The 25,210-nt window shown below is 69.2% G+C and carries 22 protein-coding genes and 1 tRNA gene; 13 read left to right on the top strand and 10 right to left on the bottom strand.

The features are described from left to right. Nucleotides 1–7: 7 nt before the first annotated feature. Nucleotides 8–391: a cytochrome c gene (locus Q8Q88_RS16140; RefSeq protein WP_305676206.1), complete on the top strand. Its 384-nt coding sequence runs from the start codon at nucleotides 8–10 to the stop codon at nucleotides 389–391. A gap of 15 nt (nucleotides 392–406) precedes the next feature. Here Q8Q88_RS16140 and Q8Q88_RS16145 read toward each other — a convergent pair whose 3' ends face one another. Together Q8Q88_RS16145 and Q8Q88_RS16150 are read right to left on the bottom strand one after the other, a co-directional pair. Continuing rightward, nucleotides 407–664, bottom strand: coding sequence for a hypothetical protein (locus Q8Q88_RS16145; RefSeq protein ID WP_305676207.1), 258 nt, complete (start codon nucleotides 662–664; stop codon nucleotides 407–409). Nucleotides 665–1,229: 565 nt separating this feature from the next. Continuing rightward, nucleotides 1,230–1,303 (bottom strand) — tRNA-Cys (locus Q8Q88_RS16150). A 177-nt stretch (nucleotides 1,304–1,480) separates the two neighbouring features. Between Q8Q88_RS16150 and Q8Q88_RS16155 the strand changes: the two genes are divergently transcribed. The 6 genes from Q8Q88_RS16155 (at nucleotide 1,481) to Q8Q88_RS16180 (ending at nucleotide 10,110) form a co-directional block, all read left to right on the top strand. Continuing rightward, complete coding sequence (locus Q8Q88_RS16155) at nucleotides 1,481–2,050, top strand: protein-L-isoaspartate O-methyltransferase (RefSeq protein ID WP_305676208.1); 570 nt, start codon at nucleotides 1,481–1,483, stop codon at nucleotides 2,048–2,050. A gap of 122 nt (nucleotides 2,051–2,172) precedes the next feature. Beyond that, complete coding sequence (locus Q8Q88_RS16160; protein ID WP_305676209.1) at nucleotides 2,173–3,648, top strand: TolC family outer membrane protein; 1,476 nt, start codon at nucleotides 2,173–2,175, stop codon at nucleotides 3,646–3,648. Between the two features lie 135 nt (nucleotides 3,649–3,783). After that, the gene (locus Q8Q88_RS16165) at nucleotides 3,784–4,338 is read left to right on the top strand and encodes a DUF2497 domain-containing protein (RefSeq protein WP_305676210.1); all 555 of its coding nucleotides are present in this window, start codon (nucleotides 3,784–3,786) and stop codon (nucleotides 4,336–4,338) included. Between the two features lie 119 nt (nucleotides 4,339–4,457). Then, nucleotides 4,458–7,121: a valine--tRNA ligase gene (locus tag Q8Q88_RS16170; protein WP_305676211.1), complete on the top strand. Its 2,664-nt coding sequence runs from the start codon at nucleotides 4,458–4,460 to the stop codon at nucleotides 7,119–7,121. Nucleotides 7,122–7,432: 311 nt separating this feature from the next. Beyond that, a complete protein-coding gene (locus Q8Q88_RS16175) occupies nucleotides 7,433–9,190 on the top strand; it encodes a class I adenylate-forming enzyme family protein (RefSeq protein WP_305676212.1) in 1,758 nt (585 codons plus the stop codon). A 176-nt stretch (nucleotides 9,191–9,366) separates the two neighbouring features. Next, entirely contained in the window at nucleotides 9,367–10,110 is a 744-nt protein-coding gene (locus Q8Q88_RS16180) for a TlyA family RNA methyltransferase (protein ID WP_305676213.1), read from the top strand. Nucleotides 10,111–10,142: 32 nt separating this feature from the next. On the opposite strand, the gene Q8Q88_RS16185 is transcribed toward Q8Q88_RS16180, so the two are convergent. After that, the gene (locus tag Q8Q88_RS16185) at nucleotides 10,143–10,760 is read right to left on the bottom strand and encodes a glycine zipper 2TM domain-containing protein (protein ID WP_305676214.1); all 618 of its coding nucleotides are present in this window, start codon (nucleotides 10,758–10,760) and stop codon (nucleotides 10,143–10,145) included. A 43-nt stretch (nucleotides 10,761–10,803) separates the two neighbouring features. Continuing rightward, nucleotides 10,804–11,223 (bottom strand): glycine zipper 2TM domain-containing protein, encoded by a 420-nt coding sequence (locus tag Q8Q88_RS16190; RefSeq protein ID WP_305676215.1) that lies wholly within the window; start codon nucleotides 11,221–11,223, stop codon nucleotides 10,804–10,806. Between the two features lie 242 nt (nucleotides 11,224–11,465). Between Q8Q88_RS16190 and Q8Q88_RS16195 the strand changes: the two genes are divergently transcribed. Next, entirely contained in the window at nucleotides 11,466–12,689 is a 1,224-nt protein-coding gene (locus tag Q8Q88_RS16195; RefSeq protein WP_305676228.1) for a class I SAM-dependent RNA methyltransferase, read from the top strand. Here the strand turns inward: Q8Q88_RS16195 and Q8Q88_RS16200 are convergent. Next, nucleotides 12,679–13,149 (bottom strand): group II truncated hemoglobin, encoded by a 471-nt coding sequence (locus Q8Q88_RS16200; RefSeq protein ID WP_305676216.1) that lies wholly within the window; start codon nucleotides 13,147–13,149, stop codon nucleotides 12,679–12,681. The genes Q8Q88_RS16195 and Q8Q88_RS16200 overlap by 11 nt on opposite strands. 177 nt (nucleotides 13,150–13,326) lie before the next feature. Between Q8Q88_RS16200 and Q8Q88_RS16205 the strand changes: the two genes are divergently transcribed. Further along, nucleotides 13,327–14,598: a cytochrome P450 gene (locus tag Q8Q88_RS16205; protein WP_305676217.1), complete on the top strand. Its 1,272-nt coding sequence runs from the start codon at nucleotides 13,327–13,329 to the stop codon at nucleotides 14,596–14,598. On the opposite strand, the gene Q8Q88_RS16210 is transcribed toward Q8Q88_RS16205, so the two are convergent. Next, a complete protein-coding gene (locus Q8Q88_RS16210; protein ID WP_305676218.1) occupies nucleotides 14,595–15,677 on the bottom strand; it encodes a PA0069 family radical SAM protein in 1,083 nt (360 codons plus the stop codon). The two genes, Q8Q88_RS16205 and Q8Q88_RS16210, sit on opposite strands and share 4 nt — an antisense overlap. A 77-nt stretch (nucleotides 15,678–15,754) precedes the next feature. Here Q8Q88_RS16210 and Q8Q88_RS16215 point away from each other — a divergent pair, with 77 nt between their 5' ends. Next, entirely contained in the window at nucleotides 15,755–16,210 is a 456-nt protein-coding gene (locus Q8Q88_RS16215) for a glycosyltransferase (protein WP_305676219.1), read from the top strand. Here Q8Q88_RS16215 and Q8Q88_RS16220 read toward each other — a convergent pair. Beyond that, nucleotides 16,166–17,773, bottom strand: coding sequence for a lytic transglycosylase domain-containing protein (locus Q8Q88_RS16220; RefSeq protein ID WP_305676220.1), 1,608 nt, complete (start codon nucleotides 17,771–17,773; stop codon nucleotides 16,166–16,168). The genes Q8Q88_RS16215 and Q8Q88_RS16220 overlap by 45 nt on opposite strands. 68 nt (nucleotides 17,774–17,841) lie before the next feature. Then, nucleotides 17,842–18,654: a uracil-DNA glycosylase family protein gene (locus Q8Q88_RS16225; RefSeq protein ID WP_305676221.1), complete on the bottom strand. Its 813-nt coding sequence runs from the start codon at nucleotides 18,652–18,654 to the stop codon at nucleotides 17,842–17,844. Between the two features lie 154 nt (nucleotides 18,655–18,808). Between Q8Q88_RS16225 and Q8Q88_RS16230 the strand changes: the two genes are divergently transcribed. From Q8Q88_RS16230 to Q8Q88_RS16240, 3 genes are read left to right on the top strand one after another with little or no spacing between them, the layout of a single operon-like run. Beyond that, nucleotides 18,809–20,482, top strand: a complete 1,674-nt coding sequence (locus tag Q8Q88_RS16230) for an electron transfer flavoprotein-ubiquinone oxidoreductase (RefSeq protein ID WP_305676222.1) — start codon at nucleotides 18,809–18,811, stop codon at nucleotides 20,480–20,482. Nucleotides 20,483–20,539: 57 nt separating this feature from the next. Next, nucleotides 20,540–22,243 (top strand): tetratricopeptide repeat protein, encoded by a 1,704-nt coding sequence (locus Q8Q88_RS16235; RefSeq protein ID WP_305676223.1) that lies wholly within the window; start codon nucleotides 20,540–20,542, stop codon nucleotides 22,241–22,243. A 3-nt stretch (nucleotides 22,244–22,246) separates the two neighbouring features. Further along, a complete protein-coding gene (locus Q8Q88_RS16240; protein ID WP_305676224.1) occupies nucleotides 22,247–23,140 on the top strand; it encodes a 4-(cytidine 5'-diphospho)-2-C-methyl-D-erythritol kinase in 894 nt (297 codons plus the stop codon). Nucleotides 23,141–23,228: 88 nt separating this feature from the next. Here the strand turns inward: Q8Q88_RS16240 and Q8Q88_RS16245 are convergent, their stop codons facing one another. Both Q8Q88_RS16245 and Q8Q88_RS16250 read right to left on the bottom strand, forming a co-directional pair. Beyond that, nucleotides 23,229–24,782: an ammonium transporter gene (locus Q8Q88_RS16245; protein ID WP_305676225.1), complete on the bottom strand. Its 1,554-nt coding sequence runs from the start codon at nucleotides 24,780–24,782 to the stop codon at nucleotides 23,229–23,231. 37 nt (nucleotides 24,783–24,819) lie between these two features. Continuing rightward, nucleotides 24,820–25,158, bottom strand: coding sequence for a P-II family nitrogen regulator (locus Q8Q88_RS16250; protein ID WP_305584673.1), 339 nt, complete (start codon nucleotides 25,156–25,158; stop codon nucleotides 24,820–24,822). Nucleotides 25,159–25,210 lie beyond the last annotated feature (52 nt).

Consider the following 25,210-nt stretch of genomic DNA (forward strand, 5'->3'; position numbering starts at 1 on the left):
GGGAGCCATGCGTGTTGTTCCCGTGCTCGCGCTTGTCGCCGCCAACCTCTGCGCCCAGCCGGCCGCCGCCGCCGACGGCGCCAGCCTCTACAAGGACAACTGCGCCGCCTGCCATCGCCCGACCGGCCAGGGGATACCCGGCGCCTTCCCGGCGCTGGCCGGCAGCAAGTTCGTGCAGGGCGATCCCAAGGAGCCGATCGGCCGGGTGCTGCACGGGCGCGGCGGCATGCCGTCCTTCCAGGACGAGCTGACGGACCTGCAGATCGCGACGATCCTCAACTATGTACGCGTGTCCTGGGGCAACAAGGCCAAGCCCATCAACCCGACCCAGGTGACCACCCTGCGCGGCGGCCGTCGGGAGAATCCCAAGGCGACGCTACAGGCGCACTGAATCGCCGGACCTCGGCTATCGGTCGTCGAGCACCGGGCGACGCAGGCCCTCGTCCTTCAACAGCGCGCCGGTGGCCAGGCCGCAGATATCCAGGCTGCGGGCGAGGACCTTGGCGTTGGCCTCGAACAGTTCGGCCGGCGTGCGTAGGTCCGGTAGCTCCGCCAGATACTCCAGCCAGATGTCGCAGCCGCACTTCCAGAGCTCGAAGCCCTCCTGGAGCGCCTTTCCGGCGAGGGCTGCTGTGGGGTCGGTCTCGGTCGTTGGACTGGGCATGGTGCGGCTCCGGGGCTCTCCGTCAACGACACAATCATCGGGCCCGCGACTTTGATCCCGCTCAATCGCGCGCCGATTATCTGGCCACCGCCCGCTCGGCCTTCGCCGCGTCGTGAAGCGGGAGGTCGGGCGGGAAGGGCAGTTTCGACCGGTGCCGCCGAAACGATCCTCACGCCTCGGTGCGTCGTCATCAAATTCGGGACCGCGAATTGGCCGCTGGAAGCGCGTCGCGTTCGGAGCCTCGTCCCAGACGAGCGCGCCTTCGAGGTGGCGCTGGCTCGCCTCTGCGCAGGCTCCGGCGAGCCCCGCACCTTGATGCGCTCTCTCCGCAAGGTGGTGGATGCGGACGGCGAGTTGGACCCAGAGGAGGTCGCCTTCGCCAGCTATATCCAGAGGAAGCTCATGGAGGCGGGGCGGCTTTAGCCGTTCGGCGCGATGGGAGAATGCGTCAGAGGGCAGGGCCTCGATTCGCCCGCATGCTGGCGCGAAGCTCCCGGCGGACTAACGAAACGCTGACGCGCCGAAAGCACTGACGCACGTGGCGCTCTAAGTCGTCGAGGAAATTTGGAGGCCTGACCGAGAATCGAACTCGGGTGCACGGATTTGCAGTCCGCTGCGTAACCACTCCGCCATCAGGCCGCCGCCGGTTGTTCGCCGGAGAGGGCGGATCGCTAACAGAACGTCCCGCCGGGGGCAATCTCTGCCGCAAGCGTGTTGCGTTACGGTTAAGCGCGGACCCGTCGCATTGCCTTCGCCGAGGGCGGCGACCTATAAGCGCACTTCGAATTCAACCCGCCAGGAATCGTCCGAGGACCCATGGCCGCAGATTTCGCCGCCGCACGGCTGAACATGGTCGAGAGCCAGGTTCGCACCAACGACGTCACCGATGTCCGGATCCATGACGCCATGCGGGCCATCCCCCGCGAGCAGTTCGCGCCGGACAAGGCCTTCCAGGCCTATACCGACGCCGACCTGCCCTATGCGCCGGGCCGATTCCTGCTGCGTCCGCGCGAGGTCTCCAAGCTGCTCCAGGCGCTCAAGCCCAAGGCCGGCGAACGGGCTCTGGCCATCGCCGCGCCCTATGCCGGCGCCGTGCTGGAGGCCATGGGCCTGAGCGTCGAGCATCTTGACGGCGCCGACCTCACCGCCGTTTCGGGCGCCAACTACGACATCGTCGTGGTCGAGGGCGCGGTGACCAAGGCCCCCGAGGCCTGGACCCGGGCCCTGGCCCTGGGCGGTCGCCTGGGTGTGATCGAGCGTGAAAATGTGACCGCAAAGGCCGCCTTGTACGTCCGCGCCGAGGACGGCGTGGGGCGCCGGACCCTGTTCGACGCCATGGCCCCGTTCCTCGAAGGCTTTGAACCGCAACATGGTTTCGCCTTCTAACCAGGTTGTGAAACACACCCGAAACCTTGGCGTGAAAAAAGCTTAAGGTCGCGGCCTCTAGTCCGCGACGGTTTCGCCGGTCATATAGGGCGCGGTCTCTCTACGCCGTTTCGGGGATAAGCATGTTCAATAGTCGTCGCGGAGCTTTGCTCGCCGCGGTCTGTCTCGCGGGCCTTGGCTGCGCTGCCCCCGCCTTCGCCGAAACCTTGGCCGAGGCCATCGCGCTCGCCTACGACTCCAACCCGACCCTGCAGGCCCAGCGCGCCACGCAGCGGGCGTTGGACGAAGGCTACGTCCAGGCGCGCACGGGCTACCGGCCGACGCTCTCGGCCAGCGTCCAGGGCTCCTACTCCGAGACCCGTACGCCCGGCGGCGTTCCGCAAAGCGGCGGCGTGCGGCTGTTCGGGCCGATCGAGGACAACTCCGGCTCGGCGACCTTCAACCTGACCCAGCCGCTCTTTACCGGCGGACGCACCGCCGCGGCGGTCTCCGCCGCCGAGGCGGATATCTTGACGGGCCGCGAGAACCTGCGCCGGATCGAGTCCCAGGTGCTGGCCAATGTCATCACCGCCTATGTCGACACCCGCCGCGATATCGAGGCCCTGCGCATCCGCCAGGAGAACGTCCGGGTCCTCGAGCGCCAGCTCGAGGAATCCAAGGCCCGCTTCGACGTCGGCGAGATCACCCGCACCGACGTCGCCCAGTCCGAGGCTCGCCTGGCCGCCGCTCAGTTCCAGTTCTCCCAGGCCCAGTCCCAGCTCGCCATCAGCCGCGCCAACTATGCCGCCGTGGTCGGCCAGAATCCCGGCGACCTGGCTCCCGAGCCCTCGCTCGCGGCCCTGATGCCGACCGACGTGGCCCAGGCCTTCGACGCGGCCGAGAATTCCAGCCCGCAGATCCGCGGCGCCGAATACACCCAGCAGGCCAGCCGCGCGCGCCTGGCCGGCGCCCGCGCCGAACGCATGCCGAGCCTCGCCCTGCGCGGCACTGTCGGCTGGAGAGGCCAGGCCGATCCGCTCGAGACCGAGGACTATGCCCGCGATGTCACCGGCGCGGCGGTCCTCACCGTGCCGCTGTTCACCGGCGGCCTGACCAATTCGCGGGTCCGCGCCCAGATCGAGCGCAACAACGTCGACCGAATCGGCGTCGAGACCGCCCGCCGCAACGTGCTGCAGGGGCTGACCCAGTCCTGGAGCCAGCTCATCGCCGCCCGCGCTAATATCGGCTCCAGCGACGAGCAGGTCCGCGCCGCGCGCATCGCCGCCGAAGGCACCCGCCAGGAACAGCAGGTCGGTCTGCGCACCACCCTCGACGTCCTGAACGCCGAGCAGGAGCTGCGCTCCGCCGAGCTGGCCCAGGTCAGCGCCCGCCGCGACGAGTATGTGGCCGCCACCAATGTCCTGGCCCTGATGGGCCGGCTGGAGGCGCCGAATCTCACCCCGACAGTCACCCGCTACGACCCGAAGACCAACTTCTCCAAGCTCCGCTTCACCTGGGGCTGGGTGCCGTGGGAAGAGCCGATCGCCATCGTGGACGGCGTGCTGACGCCCAAGCCGGTCGAAAAGCCAATGGAAGCCGCGCCGACCGCGCCGAAGTAAGCGGCCATTCGCCGCAAGACTTCGCCTGACAGGCGAATACGCGCTTGCGAAGCTTGGCGGAAATTGCAGGATCACCTGCACGCGCCTACCGTGACGCGTACGGATTCTCTCATCGCTCCAGCGACGGCCCAGCATATGTCCGACCAGACTTCGCAAGAACCGACGATGGAGGAGATCCTAGCCTCCATCCGGCGCATCATCTCGGAGGATGACGCACCCGCGGATGGGGCTGCGCCTGCCGAGGAGGAGGCGGAGCCCGAAGCTGTGGCGGAAGCCGCCCTGCCGGAGCCCGAACCCGAGCCGGAGCCGGAGCCCGAGGATGACGGCGTCCTCGAGCTGACCGAGAAGGTCGGCGATCTCGATGTCTACACCCCGGGCGCGGCCGAGCCGGAGCCTGAACCCGAGCCGCTGGCGGCCTATGAGCCCGAGCCGGAACCCGAGCCGCCCTATGAGCCGCCGCCCGTGGCGCCCGGCGAGGGCCTGGTCGGCGACATCGCCGCGGCCGCCGCGGCTTCGGCCTTCGGACGGCTCTCGAAAACCATCCAGATGCCGGCCGAGGGCCGCACCCTGGAAGACGTCGTGCGCGAACTGCTGCGGCCCATGCTCAAGCAGTGGCTGGACGACAACCTGCCGCAGATCGTCCAGGCGACGGTGGACCAGGAAGTCGAACGCATCGCCCGCGGGCGGTAGGCCACCACCCAAATCGACCAGGCCAAATCCAATCCGCCCTCTCCGTGAAAACCGGGGAGGGCGGTCTTGACTCATCCCGCTTCCGCTGGCCGGAGCGAGAATGTAAGCACCGCAGCGAAATGCTTGAAAAAAACTTCGATCCCAAGACCGCCGAACCGCGCCTCTACGCCGCCTGGGAGGCCTCGGGCGCCTTTGCGCCGACCTCCGACCCGGCCGCCGAGCCGTTCTCGATCGTCATTCCGCCGCCGAACGTCACCGGTTCGCTGCACATCGGGCACGCGCTGAACAACACCCTGCAGGACGTGCTGACCCGCTTCGAGCGGATGCGTGGCAAGGCGGCCCTGTGGCTGCCCGGAACCGACCACGCCGGCATCGCCACCCAGATGGTGGTGGAGCGCCAGCTCGCCGAGGCCGGCAACCGCTCGCGCCGCGACATGGGCCGCGAGGAGTTCGTCGCCAAGGTCTGGGAATGGAAGGCCGAAAGCGGCGGGACCATCACCAACCAGCTGCGCCGCCTGGGGGCCTCCTGCGACTGGAGCCGTGAGCGTTTCACCCTGGACGAGGGCCTGTCGGCCGCCGTGCGCAAGGTGTTCGTCACCCTGCACAAGCAGAAGCTGATCTATCGCGACAAGCGGCTGGTGAACTGGGACCCGCACTTCCAGACCGCCATCTCCGACATCGAGGTCGAGCAGCGCGAGGTCGAGGGCGCCTATTACCACTTCGCCTATCCGCTGGAGGACGGTTCCGGCGAGATCGTGGTCGCCACCACCCGGCCCGAGACCATGCTGGGCGACACCGCCGTGGCCGTGAACGCCAAGGACCCGCGCTACACCCACCTGATCGGCCGCGCCGTGCGCCTGCCCATCGTCAACCGGCCGATCCCGATCATCGCCGATGACTACGCCGATCCCGAGAAGGGCTCCGGCGCGGTGAAGATCACCCCGGCCCACGACTTCAACGACTACCAGGTCGGCAAGCGCAACAACCTGCCGCTGATCAACATCTTCGACCCCCAGGCGCGGCTCAACGAGAACGCGCCCAAGGAATATCAGGGCCTGGACCGCTTCGCCGCCCGCAAGAAGGTGGTGGCCGAGTTCGAGGCGCTCGGCCTGCTGCGCGAGATCGAGAAGACCCGCCACGCCGTGCCGCACGGCGACCGCTCCGGCGTGGTCATCGAGCCCTACCTGACCGACCAGTGGTACGTCGACGCCAAGACCCTGGCCCAGCCCGCCATCAAGGCGGTGGAGGAGGGGCGCACGGTCCTCGAGCCCAAGAACTGGGAAAAGACCTACTTCGAATGGATGCGGAACATCGAGCCCTGGTGCGTCAGCCGCCAGCTCTGGTGGGGGCACCGCATCCCGGCCTGGTACGGCCCGGACGGCAGGATCTTCGTCGAGGAGACCGAGGAGGCCGCCAAGGCCGCTGCGCGCGAGCACTACGGCCACGACGAGCCCCTGCGCCAGGACGAGGACGTGCTGGACACCTGGTTCTCCTCGGGCCTGTGGCCGTTCTCCACCCTGGGCTGGCCGGACAAGACCGCCGACCTGGCGCGGTTCTACCCGACCCACACCCTGGTCACCGGCTTCGACATCATCTTTTACTGGGTCGCCCGGATGATGATGCTGGGCATCCACTTCACCGGCGGGGTCCCGTTCAAGCGCGTCTTCTTCAACGCCCTGGTGCGCGACGCCAAGGGCGCCAAGATGTCCAAGTCCAAGGGCAATGTCATGGACCCGCTGGAGCTGGTCGACAGCTACGGCGCCGACGCCCTGCGCTTCACGCTGACGGCGATGTCGGGCCAGGCCCGCGACATCAAGCTCTCGACCCAGCGCATTGAAGGTTATCGCAATTTCGGGACGAAGCTGTGGAACGCGACCCGCTTCACCCAGATGAACGGCTGCGCCCGCGCCGAGGGCTTCGACCCGGCCCAGGTCAAGGGCGTGCTCAACCGCTGGATCGTCGGCGAGACCGCCCGCGCGGCCCAGACGGTGACCGCCGCCCTGGAGGGCTGCGGCTTCGACGAGGCCACCAACGGCCTCTACCGGTTCATCTGGAACACCTATTGCGACTGGTATGTCGAACTCGCCAAGCCGCTGCTGAACGGCGCCGACGAGGCCGCCAAAGGCGAAACCCAGGCCACCGCCGCCTGGGTGCTGGACGTGATCCTCAAGCTGCTGCACCCGGTCATGCCCTACATCACCGAGGAGCTGTGGAACCAGACCGCCGACCTGGGCGCCCCACGCGCGCAGGGCATGCTGATCACCGCCCCATGGCCGGTGCTGCCGTCCAGCCTGATCGACCCCGCCGCCGACGCCGAGATCGGCCTTGTCATCGCCTCAGTCAGCGAGGGCCGCTCGGTCCGCGCCGAGCTCAACGTTCCGCCCAGCGCCAAGCCCGCCCTGCTGGTGGTTGAGGCCACGCCGGCCCAGCGCCAGGTCTTCGAGACCAACGCCGCGGTGATCGCCCAGACCCTGCGGGTCTCCGAGGTGCGCTTCGAGGACGCCATCCCCGAGGGCGCCATCCCCTTCGTGGTGGACGGGGCGACCCTCGCCCTGCCGGTGGCGCAGTTCATCGACCTGGCCGCCGAGCGCGCGCGCCTGGCCAAGGAGATCGCCACCCACGCCTCCGACATCGCCCACGTAAACAAGAAACTGGGCAACCCAGCCTTCGTGGCGAACGCCAAGGAAGAGGTGGTCGAGGAGAACCGCGAACGCCTGGCCGAATCCGAGGCGGCAAAGGCCAAGCTGGAAGGCGCCCTGTCGAGGCTGGAAGCGGCGGGCTGAGCCGTTCGCCCATTTGGCTCCGAGGCGGTCGCATCGCCTCCTCTCCACCCGTTTTCGGGGGGAGAGGGTAGGGTGAGGGGGCGTTCCCGCCGTACCAAGTTGGTGGTAGGCCGCAGCGCGTCGCTCCGCGCCGCAAACCCCTCACCCTACCCTCTCCCCTCAAGCGGGGAGAGGAGCGGGAGTTGTCTGACCGCCTTACGATCCCGAGGGAAAAGGTTCAAACAGGTGTTTGCGCCTGACGCTAGGTTATGCCAGTTCACTTGAGACGACGCGGGCCCGTGAATCCGCGCGAGTATCAGGAGGAACGTCCCATGACCGAGGCTGCGCCCGCCGGTTGGCCCGCCATGTCCATCGCCCAGGCCAATGCGATGATCACCGCGCCGGGCTCGCCCGCCGAGATCGAGACGGTCGACATCCAGGGTGTCCCGACCCGCGTCTGGAAGAACCTGCCGCCGTCCATCCGCTCCATCGTCGAGCTGGGCCGCACCCATGGCGAGCGGGTCTTCCTGGTCTATGAGGACGAGCGGGTCACCTTCGAGGCCTTCCACCGCGCTGTCGCAGCCTTCGCCGCCGAGCTGCAGGCCCAGGGCGTGGTCAAGGGCGACCGGGTCGCCGTGGTCATGCGAAACCTGCCCGAGTGGCCGGTGGCCTTCTATGCCGCGGCGGCCGTGGGGGCGATCGTCACCCCGCTGAACGCCTGGTGGACCGGGCCTGAGCTGGAATACGGCCTCACCGATTCCGGGACCAAGGTCGTGATCATGGACGCCGAGCGCTATGAGCGCATGACCGAGCACCTGCCCAACTGCCCCGACCTCGTCCGCGTCTATGTCAGCCGCGACCGCGAGGAGATCGCCCATCCGCTGGTGACCCAGCTGGAGAGCGTGATCGGCGGCGCCAACGACTGGGCGGCCCTGCCGGACCGGCCGCTGCCCGACGTCCAGATCGGGCCTGACGACGACGCCACCATCTTCTACACCTCGGGCACCACCGGAAAGCCCAAGGGCGCGCTCGCCACCCAGCGGGCGGTCAATTCCAACATCATGGCCGCCGCGGTTTCCGGGGCGAGGGCCTTCCTGCGACGCGGCGAGGCGCCGCCCCAGCCCGATCCAAATGGCCCGCAGCGGTCCTCGCTGATCTCGGTGCCGTTCTTCCATGTCACCGGCTGTTTCGCCGTGCTGAACCCGTCCCTGGCCGGGGGCGCCAAGCTGGTGATGATGCACAAATGGGACGTCATCCGCGCTTTCGAGCTGATCGAGCGCGAGAAGGTCCAGTCGGCCGGCGGGGTGCCCACCATCGCCTGGCAGCTCATCGAGCATCCGGCCCGGGCCAATTACGACCTGTCGTCGCTGGAATCCGTCGCCTATGGCGGCGCGCCCTCCGCGCCCGAGCTGGTGCGCAAGATCAAGGAGACCTTCCCCAAGTCGGCGGCGGGCAATGGCTGGGGCATGACCGAGACCTGCGCCACGGTCACCACCCACGGGGCCGAGGACTATGCGAACCGCCCCGACAGCTGCGGACCGGCCGTGCCGGTCTCCGACCTGGAGATCCGCGATCCCGCCGACGGCAAGACCGTGCTGGCGCCGAACCAGGTCGGCGAGCTGTGGGCGCGCGGGCCGCAGGTGGTGAAGGGCTACTGGAACAAGCCCGAGGCCACCGCCCAGACCTTTGTCGACGGCTGGGTGCGCACCGGCGATCTGGCGCGGGTCGACGAGGAGGGCTTCTGCTTCATCATCGACCGGGCCAAGGACATGCTGATCCGCGGCGGCGAGAACATCTACTGCATCGAGGTCGAGAACGTCCTCTATGACCACCCGGCGGTGATGGACGCCGCCATCGTCGGCATCCCTCACAGGACGCTCGGGGAAGAGCCCGGCGCCGTGGTGACGCTGAAGCCCGGCGCCTCGGCCACCGAAGCCGAACTGCGCGCGCACGTCGCCGAGCACCTGGCGGCCTTCAAGGTGCCGGTGAAGGTCAAGTTCTGGCACGAGACCCTGCCGCGGAACGCCAACGGCAAGATCCTCAAGAACGAGCTGAAGAAGCTGTTCGAGGAGGAAACCGCCAGCGTGTAAACGGTCCGGGCATGTCCCAAACCTCACAGATCGTCATGGCCGGCCTCTTGTGCCGGCCACCCATGAACTCCGTCGCTCAGGACTTGCTTAGGCGATCGGTGCGTATGGATCCCCGAGACGAGCTCGGGGATGACGATCGGGTTGGGGCGGGGCCGCGCGCCGGAATGGCCGCCTAGATGGCCCGCAGACGAGCCGACGTCCTGCTGGTGGAGCGCGGCCTGTTCGACAGCCGAGCCAAGGCCCGCGCCGCCATCGAGGCGGGCGGCGTCACGGTCGGCGGCCGGGTGCTGGCCAAGGCCTCCGAGCCGCTGGAGGAGGACGCCGATATCGTCGCCGTGGCCGCCCACCCCTATGTGGGGCGGGGCGCGCTGAAGCTGGTCCACGCCCTCGACCTGTGGCCCATTGAGGTCGCGGACCGCACGGTGCTGGATGTGGGCGCCTCAACCGGCGGCTTTACCGAGGTCTGCCTCACGCGCGGGGCGGCCAGGGTGTTCGCCGTCGATGTCGGGCGAGGCCAGCTCCACCCACGGCTGGCGAGTGATCCCCGGGTGATGAACCTCGAGGGCGTCGATGCGCGCAGCTTGGACGCGAGCCTGATCCCGACTCCGCCCGACCTGGTGGTCACCGATGTCAGCTTCATCGGCCTGGCCAAGGCCCTGCCGGCGGCGCTCGGCTTGGCGCGAGGCGGCGCGGATCTGGTGGCCCTGGTCAAGCCGCAGTTCCAGGCCGGGCCGCAAGGGGTGGGGAAGGGCGGTGTGGTCAAGGACGAGGCGGTTCGCGCCCGGACCCTGGCGGAGGTCATAGCCTTCCTGGAGGCCGCCGGCTGGTCCGTCCAGGCCACCGCCGAGAGCCCCATAACCGGCGGCGACGGCAATCGCGAATATCTGCTTTGGGCCATGAAAAAAGCCGCCGGCGATTAAGCCGACGGCCTTCTCACGCTCAGGCGTCGGTACTAGTCGACGACCTGATAGTTGCCCGAGGCGTCCTGGCAGACGCGAACGAAGCGCTTCTGCACACGGCCGTCGGGGAGATAGATCGGGCTTTCGGCCAAGGTGCAGCCGTCGGCGCCGGGGCTTTGGGTGACCTCGTATCGCGTGCCGCGACGGTCGTAGGCATAGTCGTCGTCATAGCCGCTGCGATCGACATAGCGGTCGCGGTCGTAGGAGCCCGCGTAATAGCCGCTGTCGCCGCGCGATCCATAGCGCGAGCCGTTGTCGTAATAGGTCGAGCGCGGGGCCCGGTAGGATTCGCAGGCCGCGGAGTTCTTGCCCACGGCCGCGCCGCCCACCGCCCCGAGCGCGCCGCCCAGCAGGGCGCCTTCGGTCCGCGCGTTGCGGGCCGCGGCGTTGGAGCCGATCACCGCGCCCAGCGCGCCGCCGATCAGGGCGCCGGCCGTGCCGCGGTTGGTCGAGGACCGGCGGCAGGGGTCGTAATAGGTCCCCTCGCGCTGGTCGTAATAGCCGGCCGACTGGGCCGCGGCGAAGGTCGGGACGGTGGCGGCGGCCGAGAGGGCCATCACGCCGGCGACGCCGGCCAGGGCGCCCTTAGCGAATTTGTTGCGGAAGTTCATGGGTTCATCCCCTCGTTAAATCTCGATGATGCTTTTGGACGGCTTAGCCGCGACCGCTCGGCCGCCAGACGCCATCGCGTCCGCGGCAGACTTCGAAGCTGTGGTTGCGGCCGCCGTAATACTCCTGCACCCAACGGCAGTTGTTGCGCTGGTAGGCGTTACGCGACACGCGCTTGGGATAGGACCCGCACTTGACGTTGCGCTTGGCGATCTCGTGACCGGCGACCGCGCCGACCACCCCGCCCAGCACCGCGCCCTCGGTCTTGGCGCCGCGACCCGCGACGCTGCCGCCGACCACGGCGCCCAGGACGCCGCCCGCCAGGGTGCCCTGGTTGGCCTTGCGGCGCTGTTCGGCGCGGCAGGGATCGCCCGAGCCGTAGGACTGTGCGGCGGCGAAGGTCGGAATGGTGAGGGTGGAGGCCGCAACGGCCGCCGCGACGGAGAGGGCGAGGACGCGATTCATCGGGTGGCTCCAGATTGGGTGAGGCGACGTCGGGGCGCCGACTGCGGTAGAGAGATTGGTGGAACGAACCTGAACGCCGCTTGAGTGCGTCGTTCATCTTCGTTCATGTGACACCGCGCCTTGATCCACATGGGTTGGACGCGGGTTTCCTGAAAACGAGCTAGAGCATGCGAAGTTCCCGGCGGCCGTCCCGGCCCCAGAGGCGTCCCCAGTCCGAATCTCCGTCCGGGCCCGCCCTTGAGGTGGTCATCGAGAGCGTAGGCGGAGAAGGGGACGGCATTGCGGCAGGACCGCTCTTCGCGCCGTTCACCCTGCCGGGCGAGCGCGTGCGCCTGGCCCCGGGCGGCGAGCGGCGCGAGGTCGAGCAGATCCTGGAGCCGAGCGCTGAGCGCGTCGTCCCGCCGTGCCCGCATTTCGGGATTTGCGGCGGCTGCGCCCTCCAGCACTGGGAGCACGGCGCCTATCTGGCCTGGAAGGTCGACCGCCTGCGCCGCACCCTGGCCCGTGAGCGGATCGAGACCGACTTCCTGCCCGCCGTCGCCGCCCCGCCGGCCAGCCGCCGCCGCCTGGCCCTGCACGCCCGACCCGGCGGCCGCGGCGTTGCGCGCCTGGGCTTCAAGGCGCGCAAGTCCTGGGACGTGGTCGACATCGAGGTCTGCCCCATCGCCGACCCGGCCCTGCAGGCCGCCCTGCCGGCCCTGCGCGCCCTGGCCGCACCGCTGTTCGAGCATTCCAAGTCCGCGCCGACCTTGCACGTGACCCTCACCGCCACCGGGATCGACGTCGACATCACCGGGGTGGAGCGCAAGAGCGGCGGCCTGTCGGCCGACGCCCGCATGCTGCTGGCTGAGATCGCCGCCCAGGGCGACTTCGCCCGCGTCACCCTGGACGGGGAGCCGGCCTACCTGGCCCGCCAGCCCATGGTCCGCCTCGGCCCGGCCACCGTCGCCCTGCCGGCCGGCGCCTTCCTGCAGGCGGTGCCCGCCGCCGAGGCCGCCATGGCCGCCCTGGCGGTGGAGGCCTGCGCCGGCGCGGGCAAGATAGCCGACCTCTATTGCGGGGTGGGGACCTTCACCTACCGGCTGGCGGGTGTCGCACCCGTCCTGGCCTGCGATTCCTCGGCGCCGGCCATCCATGCGCTCAACGCGGCGGTCTCCACCGCGCCGGGGGTGAAGGGGATCGTCGGTGAACATCGCGACCTGGCCCGCCGCCCGGTCCTGGCCGAGGAGCTGAAGCGCATCGACGCCGTGGTCTTCGATCCGCCGCGCGCCGGGGCGGCCGAGCAGTCGGCCGAGATCGCCAGGTCCAAGGTCGCCCGCGCCGTCGCCGTCTCCTGCAACCCGGCCACCTTCACCCGCGACGCGCGGATCCTGATCGATGGGGGATTCACCCTCGATCGCCTGCTGCCGGTCGACCAGTTCCTCTGGTCGCCGCATATCGAGCTGGTGGGCGTGTTCAGCCGCTGACGAACGGCCCGCCGGGCGGACCCCAGTTCCAGCTCGGCATGGGCGGATTGTCCGTGGGCGGCTCGACGCCCGGCGCGGAGTTGATCACCGCCAGCCGCGTGCCCCACTCCAGGTAGCCCACGAAGGCCGCGCGGAATTCCGGATCGTCGGGCAGGCCGACCTCGTCGGCGGTCTCCAGCATCAGCCCGACCCAGCGCTTGCGCTGCGGCTCGGTCAGGTGGCGGCCCAGATGGTGGCCGATCATGCCAGCATGGCTGCCGCCCGCGCTGGTATAGGCCCTGGGGCCGCCCAGCACCTCGCCGACGAAGGCCGCCACGTGCTGCGGATGCTCGGCGTCCATGCGGGCGAAGATCGGCGCCAGGACCGGATCGTCGGGAACCTTGGCGTAGAAGGCGGTGGTGAGCGCCAGCAGGGCCTCGGCGCCCCCGGCCCAGTCGAAGAGGGTTGGGATGTCGGTCACGAAGGCTCCCCGGAACTGCGGCCAGACTTGGTGCGATGCGGCCGGGCCGTCAACCGGCCGCCGAAAGCCCGCGGCGCATGCAGGGAAAATCCCTTGCAAAACAATGTTCGGATCGGCGTCCTCATCTCCAACGAGAAGGCCGCGCCCGCTTCGACGCGCCCCTCAGGGAGACGACCTATGAGCGACGGCGCTGTCGACATCCGTGGAGAAGCCCGCGCGCGGGCCTACGCCGAGCCGCTGGAGACCTTGAACCCGGCCCAGCCGGAGCTGTTCGCCGACGACGAGCTCTGGCCCTATTTCGAGCGCCTGCGGGCCGAGGCTCCGGTCCATTTCACTGAAGACAGCGCCTACGGCCCCTATTGGTCGGTGACCCGCTACAACGACATCATGGCGGTCGACACCAATCACGAGGTGTTCTCCTCGGCCGACGGCATCACCCTGGTCAGCCTGGAGGCCAAGGAGCAGAACGCCAACCGCCCGGCGCGGCCCAGCTTCATCTCGATGGACCCGCCCAAGCACGACGTGCAGCGCAAGACGGTCAGCCCGGCGGTCGCGCCGGCCAACCTGCACCGCATGGAGCCGGTCATCCGCGAGCGGGCCGGGATCATCCTCGACGGTCTGCCGATCGACGAGGTGTTCGACTGGGTGGACCTGGTCTCCAAGGAACTGACGGCCATGACCCTGGCCACGCTCTTCGACTTCCCCTTCGAGGAGCGCCGGACCCTGACCCACTGGTCCGACTGCATGACCAACGCCCCTGGCCACGGCCCGGTGACCAGCTGGGACCAGAAGCGCTCCGAGGTCTCCGCCTGCTTCGGCCGCTTCACCGAAATGTGGAACGAGCGGAAGGACAGCCCGCCGCAGGGCGACATGATCTCCATGTTGGCCCATGGCGCCGACACCCGCGACATGGACGTCCACGAGTTCCACGGCAATGTCGCCCTGCTGATCATCGGCGGCAACGACACCACCCGCAACACGATCTCCGGCTCGGTCTATGCGCTGAACCACAACCCTGGCCAGTACGCCAAGCTCAAGGCCGACCACTCCCTGATCTCGTCCATGGTCTCGGAAACCATCCGCTGGCAGACGCCGCTGGCCCACATGGCGCGCACCGCGACCCAGGACTATGAGCTGGGCGGCAAGACCATCAGGAAGGGCGATCGGGTGGCTATGTGGTACGTCTCGGGCAACCGCGACGATGAGGTCATCGCTGACCCCGACAGCTATATCATCGACCGCGAGCGGCCCCGCCAGCACCTGTCGTTCGGGTTCGGCGTCCACCGCTGCGTCGGCAACCGCCTGGCCGAGCTGCAGCTCAAGATCATCTGGGAAGAGATGCTGGCGCGCTTCCCAACCATCGAGGTGGTCGCCGAACCGACCCGCACCCACTCGGTGTTCGTCAAGGGCTACGAGACCCTGCCGGTGATCATCCCGACGCGGAACTAGGCGAACAGGTCTCCCTGGTCGCCCGCCTTCACGGGGACCCGGAACTGGCTCAGGTCCAGGCCGTCGAACCTGAACGTCAGGCCGGAGCGCTTCTTGGCCGCCTGGAAGCGCTGGGACATCATCTCGGCGATCGGGCCTTCGCCGCGCATCCGTTTGCCCCATTCGGGGTCGTAGTCGAGGCCGCCCCGCATCTGGCGCACCAGGGACATGACCTTGCCGGCCCGGTCGGGATGGTCGGTGGCCAGCCATTCCTGGAACAGGTCCTTGATCTCGCGGGGCAGGCGCAGGGCCACATAGCCCGCCCCCTTGGCGCCGGCGGCCGCCGCGCGCTCCAGCACCGCCTCCATCTCGTGGTCGTTGAGGCCGGGAATCGAGGGGGCGAACATCACGATCACCGGCACGCCGGCGTCCGACAGGGCCTTGATCGCCCCGATCCGTTTCTCGGGCGTCGCCGCGCGCGGCTCCATGCTCCGCGCCAGCGCCCGGTCCAGGGTGGTCACCGACACCGCCACCCGACAGAGGTTCCTGGCCGCCGCCTCCGCCAGGATGTCGAGGTCGCGCAGGATCAGCGCCGACTTGGTGATCACCGAAAACGGATGGTTGAACCGGGCCAGAACCTCCAGCACCTGGCGGGTCACCCGCGCGGTGCGCTCCTGCGGCTGGTAGGGGTCGGTGTTGCCGCCGATATGGATGAACTCGGGCCGGTAGCGCGGCGCCGACAGCTCCTTCTCCAGCAGCTTGCCGGCCTCGGGCTTGAAGAACAGCTGGCTCTCGAAATCCAGTCCTGGCGACAGGCCCATATAGGCGTGGGCGGGCCGGGCGTAGCAGTAGATGCAGCCGTGCTCGCACCCTCGATACGGATTGATCGAGCGATTGAAACCGACATCCGGGCTCCTGTTCCTGCTGATGATGGTCTTGGCCCGCTCGGGGCTGAGCGTGGTGCGGATTTGAACCGGCGCGGGATCCTCGACCGTCCAGCCGTCGTCGAAGGCCTCCCGCGCCTGGGCCTCATAGCGCCCCGACGCATTGGACCGGGCGCCGCGGCCCCGAATGGCGATCTGCTGGGTGAAAGTGGTCACCTTCTCACTCTACCCCTGAGTGAGAACAAAACAAGAACTCTATTGACGACCCGTTCGAACCAACGCCACTGGGCCTCATGCTCTCCGTGATCGTCCCGACGCTGAATTCCGAACGCGAGCTCGCCAACCTGCTGGGCCGCTTGGTCCCGGCGGCGGTGGACGGACTGGTGGCTCAGGTGATCGTGCTGGACGGCGGCTCTACGGACGGCACGCTGGAGATCGCCGAGGACGCCGGCGCTGAGGTGGCCGCGACCTTCGCCTCGGCCCTGGCGATCGCCCGGCGCGACTGGGTGCTGATCCTGCCGGCCGGCCTGCGCCTGCGTAGCGGCTGGGACGGAGCCCTGGGCGGCCACCTGGCGGGACGCGGCGGGCCGGCCCTAGTCCTGGGTGAACGGGACGGGGAGGGGCTTCTGGCTCGGCTGAAACCCGCGCCTACCGGCCTGCTGGTGGCGAAAGCCGCGCTGAGAGGCGCGGGCCCGACCCTCGACCTAGTCGGTCTGCGCCGCAAGCATGGTGGGCGCACCCGGCTGTGAGGCCGGCTGGTCCAGGCGCGCGTCGATGAAGCCCTCGCCCTGGGCCAGGGCGTCCAGGGTCTTGCTCTCCTGGCCGAATTTCTTGCGATAGGTCCAGTAGGCCGCCATCACCTTCTCGACGTAGTTGCGGCTCTCCAGGCTGGGCAGGCTCTCGATGATCAGCAGGCTGTCGGCGTCCGGGCCGACCCGCTGGACGGTCTTGAGCAAGGTTCCGGGGCCGCCGTTATAGGCCGCCACGGTGCGCAGGATGTCGTAGCCGACCCCGCGCTCCATCAACCAGGTCACATAGTCCTGCCCGACCCGCAGGTTGAAGGCCGGATCGAACAGCGGGCTCATGTCGGTCTTCAGCTTGTCGTCGCCGGCGGCGCGGGCCGCGGCCTCGGGCATCAGCTGCATCAGGCCCACGGCCCCGGCGTGGCTGACCACCAGCGGGTTGAAGCGGCTTTCCTGGCGCACAATGGCGTAGACCAGGGCCTTATCGACCGTGAAGCCCGAGCGGGGCTCCAGGGTGGGCGTCGGATAGTCGGGCTCGGCCACGGCGCGGGTCGGGCCGGTGAGCGCCGTCAGCGGGGCGTTGAGGGCCTGGATCAGCTCCATCCAGCGCGAACGCTCGGTGGGGGTCTTGGCGAGCGTCAGGCCGGCGCGGCATTCCAGGCCGGCCTCGGTGGCCCGGCCGATCTGGGCCAGGGCCGCGGCGCGGTGCGCACGCGAGTCGCTGCTGATGAACCGCGCCAGCTCCACGGTCGGGCCGCTATAGGCGGCGGGCACGTAACGGCCCTGGTCGGCGACCGCCAGGAGTTTGGCCTTGCCCAGCGCCACGCGGCGCTCGGCGATCATGCCGTAGAAGGTGGTCGGGAAACGGGCCGCCAGCGCCAGGAACTGGTCGGCGCGGGCGCTGTCTCCGGCCTGCGCCACGGCGCGGGCCGCCCAATAGGCCGCCCCGGCGCGCAGCCAGGGATCTTCGTCCACGTCGCGGGCCACCAGGGCCAGGTGGGTCTCGGCCGCGTCGTAGTTCTTCAGGCGATAGGCGGCGAGGCCGGCGATCCAGCGCTCGCCCGCGGCCGGGGCCAGCTCGAAGGCCCGCTTCATGTCGCCGGCGTAGAAGGCCTCGCGGGCCATCCGGCCCTTGGCGCCGGGCAGGCGCTGGGCGATGCCCTGGGCGGTGCGCTCGATGGCGCCCCAGCCGAAGCCCGCCAGCAGGGGAGTGTTCAGGACCGCGCCGTCGGTCGGCTTGCGGCGGCTGGCCAGGGTGTAGACCCGCTCGGCGCCGGGCAGGTCGCCGAACCGCTCCAGCCACTTGGCCAGCTCGTCATAGCTGGCCGTGTGGGCGGTGGGGTGCATGAGTTGGCGGAAGGCCAGGTGGCCGGCCAGGGACTGGTCCTTGGCCTGGGCGGCCTGCAGGCCAGCGTCGATGAAGTCGCCGTCCTCGACGGCTGCGAACGCCGCGGCGTAGCGCTGGGCGTCCGAATCGCTCAGCACCTTGGGCGCGGCGACGGCGGTTTGGGCGAAAGCGGCGAAGATCCCGGCGAGAACCGCGACCTGAATGCCGTTGCGTGCCTGCATCCATTTCCCGCGTCGGCCGCTTCTTGAGAGCGATCTGGACGCAGCCCTTGTTCTCGACAGAGGGAGTCCTAGCCGCCCCGTTCCGGCCGATCAAGTCGTTCGGTCAGGGTCAGAAGGTCGCTCCACGCCTTCTTCTTGGCTGCCGGTTGCCTGAGCAGGAAGGCCGGGTGGAGTGTCGGCATGGCGGGCAGTTCCAGGTCGCCGCTCTCCGAACGCCACTCGAACCACCGCCCGCGCAGGGACAGAATCCCTTCGTCGCGCTTCAGCATCGACTTGGCCGACGGGGCCCCAACCAACAGCAGCATCTTCGGCGAGACCAGCTCGATAGCCCGTTCCAGGAAGGGCAAGCAGACCGCCTGTTCGTGGGGCGCGGGCGTCCTATTCCCTGGCGGGCGCCAGAAAACGGTGTTGGTGATGAACACGCGGTCTGTCAGGCCCGCGGCGGCGAACATCCTGTCCAGCAGCTGGCCGGCCTTGCCCACGAAGGGTTCTCCGCGGGCGTCTTCCTCCGCGCCTGGGCCCTCGCCGATCACCAGCAGGGGCGCATCGGCCGCGCCGCGCGAGAACACCGCCTGGCGCGCGCCCTCGAACTTCAACGGGCAGCCGTCGAAGCCGGAGATCGCGGCCTTGAGGGCGTCCAGGTCCTGGGCGTCCGCGGCCAGACGCCGCGCCTCGATCACCGCCGAGGCGACGTCTGGGGCCAGGCCGGGCTTGCGCGCGACCGGCGCGGGCGTGGCGGCCTTTCGTTCCGGCGGGCGCGGCGGGACGATCCTGCCGGCCTCTATGCGGTCCACCGCCACGTCCAGCAGCATGGCGTCGACACCCGCCTCGGCCCAGAAGGCGAGCAGGCTTTCGGCGGCGCGGAGGTCGGTTGGGGGCATCGGATCCGAGAAAAGCTTCTATGAGACAGGTGTATAGCGGAGTTCACGCTTGACCGCGCTTGTGCAAGCTTCCGATAAGTCCCGCGACGGATCAACGCCGCGTGACATAAGGGGAGGGGAACCCCTGGCGCGCGGATCTTAGGGAGTTGGGGACATGACCGAAGCCATCGAACGCGAAGCGATGGAGTACGACGTCGTCATCGTCGGCGCCGGTCCCTCGGGACTCTCGGCCGCGATCCGTCTGAAACAACTCGCCGAAGCAGCGGGGACCGAGATTTCGGTGGCCATCCTGGAAAAGGGCTCCGAGGTCGGCGCCCACATCCTGTCGGGGGCGGTGATCGACCCGATCGGCCTCAACGAACTGCTGCCCAACTGGGAAGAGCTGGGCATTCCGCTGGAGACCAAGGTCACCCGCGACAAGTTCGTGATCCTGGGGCCGCAGGGCGACCTGGACATCAGCTTCCTGCCGTTCCCGAAGTGGATGCTCAACCACGGCAACTACATCGCCTCGCTCGGCAATGTCTGCCGTTCGATGGCCCAGCACGCCGAGGCCCTCGGCGTGGAGATCTATCCCGGCATGGCCGCCTCCGAGGTGGTCTATAACGAGGACGGCTCGGTGAAGGGCGTCGTCGCCGGCGTGTTCGGGATCGGCAAGGACGGCCAGCCAGGCCCCGACTTCCAGCCCGGGATCGAACTGCACGCCAAGTACACCTTCATCGGCGAGGGCGTGCGCGGTTCCCTGGCCAAGCAGCTTCAGGCCAAGTTCGGCCTCACCGCCGGCCGCGATCCGCAGAAATTCGGCATCGGTATCAAGGAGTTGTGGCAGGTTCCGGACGAGAACTTCGAGGCCGGCCTGACCCAGCATACCTTCGGCTGGCCGCTGAAGAACGACGCCGGCGGCGGCTCGTTCATGTACCACTTCGGCGACAACTACGTGGCCATCGGCTTCGTGCTGCACCTCAACTACAAGAACCCCTGGCTCTCGCCCTTCGACGAGTTCCAGCGCTTCAAGACCCACCCTGCAATCAGCTGCTATCTTGAGGGCGGGAAACGCATCTCCTACGGCGCGCGCGCCATCACCGAGGGCGGTCACCAGTCCCTGCCGCAGCTCTACTTCCCCGGCGGCGTGCTGCTGGGCTGCTCGGCCGGCATGGTCAATGTCCCGCGCATCAAGGGCAGCCACAATGCGGTCAAGAGCGGCATGCTGGCCGCCGAGGCCGCCTTCGCCGCCATCGCCGCGGGCCGTTTGGGCGACGAGTTGACCTCGTACGAAGAGACCTACAAGAAATCCTGGATCGCCAAGGAGCTGCGCAATGTGCGCAACTTCAAGCCGCTCTGGTCGAGGTTCGGCACCATTCCGGGCATCGTCTTGGGCGCGATGGACGCCATCATCGCCAACGCGCTCGGCGGCTGGTCGCCCTGGGGCACGCTGAAGCACGGCAAGAGCGACGCCGAATCCACGGGCCTGGCCAAGGACTACGAGCCTATCGTCTATCCGAAGCCGGACGGCGAGTTCAGCTTCGACAAGCTGTCCTCGGTCTTCCTGTCCTCCACCAACCACGACGAGAACCAGCCGGCCCACCTGCGGCTCAAGGATCCCTCGGTGCCCATCCAGGTGAACCTGCCGCGCCATGGCGAGCCCGCGCGGCTCTACTGCCCGGCCGGGGTCTATGAGGTGCTCTACGACGCCGAGGGCAAGAACCCGAAGTTCCAGATCAATTTCCAGAACTGCGTCCACTGCAAGACCTGCGACATCAAGGATCCGTCCCAGAACATCGTCTGGACCACGCCGCAGGGCGGCGACGGGCCCAACTATCCGAACATGTGACGCCAAGCCTCGCCCTGGCGCCTTGATGTTGGCGCGGAAAGCAGGGAGTCTCGCGAAATGCGCCATCTGCTCGTAGCCCTCGCCCCGCTCCTCCTGGTCGCCGCCTGCGCGACGCCGTCCCAGGAGGTCACCTGGCGCCCGACCATGATCGACGGCATGGGGGGCTCGGCCTATGGGGCCTTCCTGGCCGGCCAGGGCGCGCTCAACGACGGCAACGGAGCCGAAGCCGCGGCCTACTTCCAGCGCGCCGAGACCGAGGGCGGGGCCAACGACCTGCTGCGCGACCACGCCTTCACCGCCGCGGTCCTGGCCGGCGACATCGCCAAGGCCGCCGCTTTGGCGCCGGAGGGCGAGGAGGCTTCGGAATCCACAAAGCGCCTGGGCCAGCTGGTCAAGGGCGTGGAGAACATGGCCCAGGGCAAGGGCAAGGAGGCCCACGCCATCCTGACCGGCGACGGCATCGGCTTCCCCCATCGCGGCGCCGCGGCCCTGCTGGCCCCGTGGGCCGCGGCCATGGCCGGCGACCTCGACGGCTCGCTGGTGCGGCCCGAGGTGCGCGGCGACCGGGTCGTCGACTATTTCGGCCAGCTCGGCCAAGCCCATCTCTATGAGCGGGTCCGCCGCTTCGACGAGGCGGAGACCGACTACAAGGCGCTGACCGGCGGCGAGAACCCGCTGGACATGGCGATCCTGGCCTATGGCGCCTTCCTGGAACGGCGCAATCGCCGCGCCGACGCCGTGGCCCTTTACGACAAGGCGCTCGCCGTCCAGCCCTCCGATGCGATCATCGCCGCGGCGCGCCTGCGCGCGCTCTCAGGCAAGTCCGCTCCGCCCATGCCGACCCTGCGCCAGGGCGCGGCCCAGGTGCTGATCGCGCCAGCCGCCACCATGCTGGCCGCCAAGCAGGACCAGTTGGGCCTGGCCTATCTGCGGCTGTCCCTGCGGCTCGATTCCACCCGCAACGAGGCTTGGCTGATGGTCGGCGATCTGATGGAGGTGGCCGGCGACACCATCGCTTCGCGCGACGCCTATGGCCGGCCCAAGCTGGGGTCGCCGGAATTCGCCACGGCCCGCGCCAAGCTCGCCTGGAGCTACCAGAACGCCAAGCAGCCCGAGATCGCGCTCAAGATGGCGCAGGAGGCCGCGGCCTCCGGCGACCACGAGGCCAGGGTCACCTATGCCGACTTGCTGCGCGCCAACGATCGCTATGCGGAATCGGCCCAGGTGCTGAGCGAGGTGATGGGCGCGAACGCCAAGCCCGACTGGCGGCTGCTCTATGCCCGCGGCGTGGCCTTCGAACGCTCGGGCCAGTGGCCAGCCGCCGAGCGCGACCTGCAGGCCGCGCTGAGCCAGCGGCCCGAGGATCCCGAACTGCTGAACTATCTGGGCTATTCCTGGATCGACCGGGGTGAGCACCTGGCCGAGGCCCTGGGCATGGTCGAGAAGGCCGTGGCCGCCAATCCGCAGTCGGGCGCCATGATCGACAGCCTCGGCTGGGCCTATTACCGCCTGGGCGACTACAAGAAGGCGGTCGAGCGGCTGGAACAGGCCGTCGAGCTCGAGGCCGGCGATCCTGAGATCAACAACCACCTGGGCGACGCCTACTGGCGGGTCGGCCGCCGCACCGAGGCGGAATTCCAGTGGCGCCGGGTGCTGACCCTTGATCCCGACGAGCGGATCAAGGCCGATGTCGAGGCCAAGCTGACCTCCGGTCTCGGTCCGAAGGGGCCGGCCACGTCGCCGCGCATCGCCGGGCAGTAGGCCATGGGCCCTGCGGCGTTCGCGCCCGCCAAGATCAACCTCTTCCTGCATGTCGGGGCGCCCGGGGCCGACGGCTATCATCCGCTCTGCAGCCTGATGGTCTTCGCCGATATCGGCGACCGGGTGAGCGTCCATGAGGCCGATGCGCTCGCCTTGCGGCTCAACGGGCCCTTCGCCGCCGGCCTGCCTAGCCAGGACGCCGACAACCTTGTCCTGCGCGCCACCCGCGCCCTGATGGCCCGCGCGCGCGGGCCGCAGCCGCCCCTGGCGCTCTCGCTCGACAAGCGGCTGCCGGTGGCCGCGGGCCTGGGCGGCGGCTCCAGCGACGCGGGCGCGGCCCTGCGCCTGGTGCGCGAGGCCCTCGGACTCACCCTCGACGACGGCGAGCTGGAGGCGATCGCCGCCGAGCTTGGCGCCGACGGGGCGGCCTGCCTCTGGGGTCGTCCGGTGCTGGCGCAGGGGCGGGGAGAGCGGCTCAGCCCCGCGCCCGGCCTGCCGGCGCTCGAGGCGGTGCTGGTCAATCCCGGGGTCAGCGTCTCCACGCCGGAGATCTATCGAGCGTTCGACGCCGCAGGTTCGTTCGCCGACATCGCGCCGCCCGCCATGCCCGACGCCTTCGAGAGCGTAGAGGAACTGGCCGGCTGGTTGCGCGCCACGACCAACGATCTGCAAGCGCCCGCCGTGGCCCTGGCCCCGGAGATCGGCGACGTGCTGGAGACCCTGGCCGATGAGCCCGAGGCCCTGCTGGCGCGGATGTCCGGCTCCGGCGCCACCTGTTTCGCGCTCTGCGGCTCCGACATCCAGGCCGAGACCCTGGCCGAGCGCCTGGAAGCCATGCGCCCGGCCTGGTGGATCAAGCGCTGCCGCCTGGGCGGCCCCTGGGATCCGGCGGTCTAGAATTCCGAAAACGAAAACGGGGGCCGCGAGGGCCCCCGTTCCCGAGAGGGGAGCAGGGACCCAGGCGGCCCTGCTCCTGATCTGACGCTTACGAGTGGTAGGCGCGTTCGCCGTGTTCGACGATGTCGAGGCCTTCTTCCTCGGTGTCGACCGAGGGCCGCAGGCCGATGGTGAACTTGATCGCGAAGAAGGTGATGGCCGAAGCCACCGCCGACCAGGAGACCGCCACCAGGACCGCTTTCACCTGGGCCATGACCTGGGTGCTCATCACATAGGCGGCCGTGTCACAGGTGGAGATGTCGCCGTCGAGGCCGCAGGTCGTGTAGTCGACCACGCCCGCGCCGCCCCAGGCCGGATTGACCAGGAAGCCTGTGGCGATGGCGCCGACGATGCCGCCGATCGCGTGGATGCCGAAGGCGTCCAGGCTGTCGTCGTACTTCAGCGCGTTCTTCACGACCGAGCAGAAGATCACGCAGATCGGCGAGACGATCAGGCCCAGGAGCAGGGCGCCCACCGGACCGGCGAAGCCGGCGGCCGGAGTGACGGCCACGAGGCCGGCGACCAGACCCGAGGCCATGCCCAGCATGCTGGCTTTCTTACGGGTCACCCACTCGGTGACGACCCAGGAGAGGCCGGCGCCGGCGGTGGCGACCAGGGTGTTCATCATGGCCAGGGCGGCGTAGCCGTTGGCTTCGAGGTTGGAGCCGGCGTTGAAGCCGAACCAGCCCACCCACAGCAGACCGGCGCCCGCGAGCGTCAGGGTCAGGGAGTGGGGCGGCATGGCCTCGACCTTGAAGCCCTTGCGCGGACCCGTCACCAGGGCGCCGACCAGGGCCGCGATCCCGGCGTTGATGTGGACCACGGTGCCGCCGGCGAAGTCGATGGCGCCCCAGCCCCAGAGCAGGCCCGACTGGATCGGATCCTTCGGCGCGGCGGCGACGGCGTCGGGACCAGCCCACCACCACACCATGTGCGCCATCGGATAGTAGGAGAGGATCGGCCAGAGGATGGCGAAGGCCACCACCGCGGCGAACTTCATCCGCTCGGCCACGCCGCCCAGGACGAGGGCGGCGGTGATGCAGGCGAAGGTCATCTGGAAGCAGATGAACACCAGCTCGGGGATGGCGATCCCGGTCGAGAACGTCGCCACCGTGCTGGCGGGCGTCACGTCCTTGAGGAACAGGCGCCCGGCGCCGCCGACGAACTTGTCGAGGCCGCCGCCGTCGGTGAAGGCCAGGCTGTAGCCGTAGAGCAGCCAGGCGATCATGCCGATGACGGTCACGGTCGAGACCTGCATCAGCATGGACAGCATGTTCTTCTGGCGGACCAGGCCGCCGTAGAACAGAGCCAGGCCCGGCAGGATCATCAGCAGGACCAGGACGGTGGAGACCAGCATCCAGGTGGTGTCGCCCTTGTCCACGGTGGGCGCGGCGGCCTCCGCGGCCGGCGCGGCCTCGGCGGCGGCCGGAGCAGCCTCGGCGACCGGCGCGGCCTCAGCCGCGGGCGCAGCGGCGGCCTCGGCGGCGGCGGGGGCGGCCGGCGGCGCGGCGTCCTGGGCGAACGCCGCGGGCGCTAGCACGCCCCCGGCGATGATGGCTGCGAGCGCCAGGCCCGTCAGCTTGTGCAGTCCCGATGATTTCATTGTGGTGATCCCCATGTCCCGATGAGTTCGACGCGCCCTAGAGGGCGGCCGTGCCGGACTCTCCGGTCCGAATACGCACTGCGTCCTCGACGTTGAGGACGAAGATCTTGCCGTCGCCGATCTTGCCGGTGGCGGCTGCGGCCTTGATGGCCTCCACGGCCTTGCCGGCCGCGGCGTCGTCGACGACCGCCTCCAGCTTCACCTTGGGCACGAAGTTCACCTGGTACTCGGCGCCCCGGTAGATCTCCGTCTGCCCCTTCTGGCGGCCGTAGCCCTTAACTTCGGAGACCGTCAGCCCCTCGATGCCGGCGCCGACGAGCGCTTCGCGCACGTCGTCCAGCTTGAAGGGTTTGACGATCGCTATGATCAATTTCATCGCCTGCTCCCGCGCGGCCCAAGCCGAGACGCGCCAGTGGGTTGTTTTCCCG

The organism is Phenylobacterium sp. (assembly GCF_030697925.1).
Taxonomy (GTDB): Bacteria; Pseudomonadota; Alphaproteobacteria; order Caulobacterales; family Caulobacteraceae; genus Phenylobacterium.

Bases quoted from the DNA above. Each gene is read 5' to 3' on its own strand.
- Q8Q88_RS16140 (WP_305676206.1), top strand. From the start codon at position 8: ATGCGTGTTGTTCCCGTGCTCGCGCTTGTCGCCGCCAACCTCTGCGCC.
- Q8Q88_RS16145 (WP_305676207.1), bottom strand. From the start codon at position 664: ATGCCCAGTCCAACGACCGAGACCGACCCCACAGCAGCCCTCGCCGGA.
- Q8Q88_RS16155 (WP_305676208.1), top strand. From the start codon at position 1,481: ATGGCCGCAGATTTCGCCGCCGCACGGCTGAACATGGTCGAGAGCCAG.
- Q8Q88_RS16160 (WP_305676209.1), top strand. From the start codon at position 2,173: ATGTTCAATAGTCGTCGCGGAGCTTTGCTCGCCGCGGTCTGTCTCGCG.
- Q8Q88_RS16165 (WP_305676210.1), top strand. From the start codon at position 3,784: ATGTCCGACCAGACTTCGCAAGAACCGACGATGGAGGAGATCCTAGCC.
- Q8Q88_RS16170 (WP_305676211.1), top strand. From the start codon at position 4,458: ATGCTTGAAAAAAACTTCGATCCCAAGACCGCCGAACCGCGCCTCTAC.
- Q8Q88_RS16175 (WP_305676212.1), top strand. From the start codon at position 7,433: ATGACCGAGGCTGCGCCCGCCGGTTGGCCCGCCATGTCCATCGCCCAG.
- Q8Q88_RS16180 (WP_305676213.1), top strand. From the start codon at position 9,367: ATGGCCCGCAGACGAGCCGACGTCCTGCTGGTGGAGCGCGGCCTGTTC.
- Q8Q88_RS16185 (WP_305676214.1), bottom strand. From the start codon at position 10,760: ATGAACTTCCGCAACAAATTCGCTAAGGGCGCCCTGGCCGGCGTCGCC.
- Q8Q88_RS16190 (WP_305676215.1), bottom strand. From the start codon at position 11,223: ATGAATCGCGTCCTCGCCCTCTCCGTCGCGGCGGCCGTTGCGGCCTCC.
- Q8Q88_RS16205 (WP_305676217.1), top strand. From the start codon at position 13,327: ATGAGCGACGGCGCTGTCGACATCCGTGGAGAAGCCCGCGCGCGGGCC.
- Q8Q88_RS16215 (WP_305676219.1), top strand. From the start codon at position 15,755: ATGCTCTCCGTGATCGTCCCGACGCTGAATTCCGAACGCGAGCTCGCC.
- Q8Q88_RS16220 (WP_305676220.1), bottom strand. From the start codon at position 17,773: ATGCAGGCACGCAACGGCATTCAGGTCGCGGTTCTCGCCGGGATCTTC.
- Q8Q88_RS16225 (WP_305676221.1), bottom strand. From the start codon at position 18,654: ATGCCCCCAACCGACCTCCGCGCCGCCGAAAGCCTGCTCGCCTTCTGG.
- Q8Q88_RS16230 (WP_305676222.1), top strand. From the start codon at position 18,809: ATGACCGAAGCCATCGAACGCGAAGCGATGGAGTACGACGTCGTCATC.
- Q8Q88_RS16235 (WP_305676223.1), top strand. From the start codon at position 20,540: ATGCGCCATCTGCTCGTAGCCCTCGCCCCGCTCCTCCTGGTCGCCGCC.
- Q8Q88_RS16240 (WP_305676224.1), top strand. From the start codon at position 22,247: ATGGGCCCTGCGGCGTTCGCGCCCGCCAAGATCAACCTCTTCCTGCAT.
- Q8Q88_RS16245 (WP_305676225.1), bottom strand. From the start codon at position 24,782: ATGAAATCATCGGGACTGCACAAGCTGACGGGCCTGGCGCTCGCAGCC.
- Q8Q88_RS16250 (WP_305584673.1), bottom strand. From the start codon at position 25,158: ATGAAATTGATCATAGCGATCGTCAAACCCTTCAAGCTGGACGACGTG.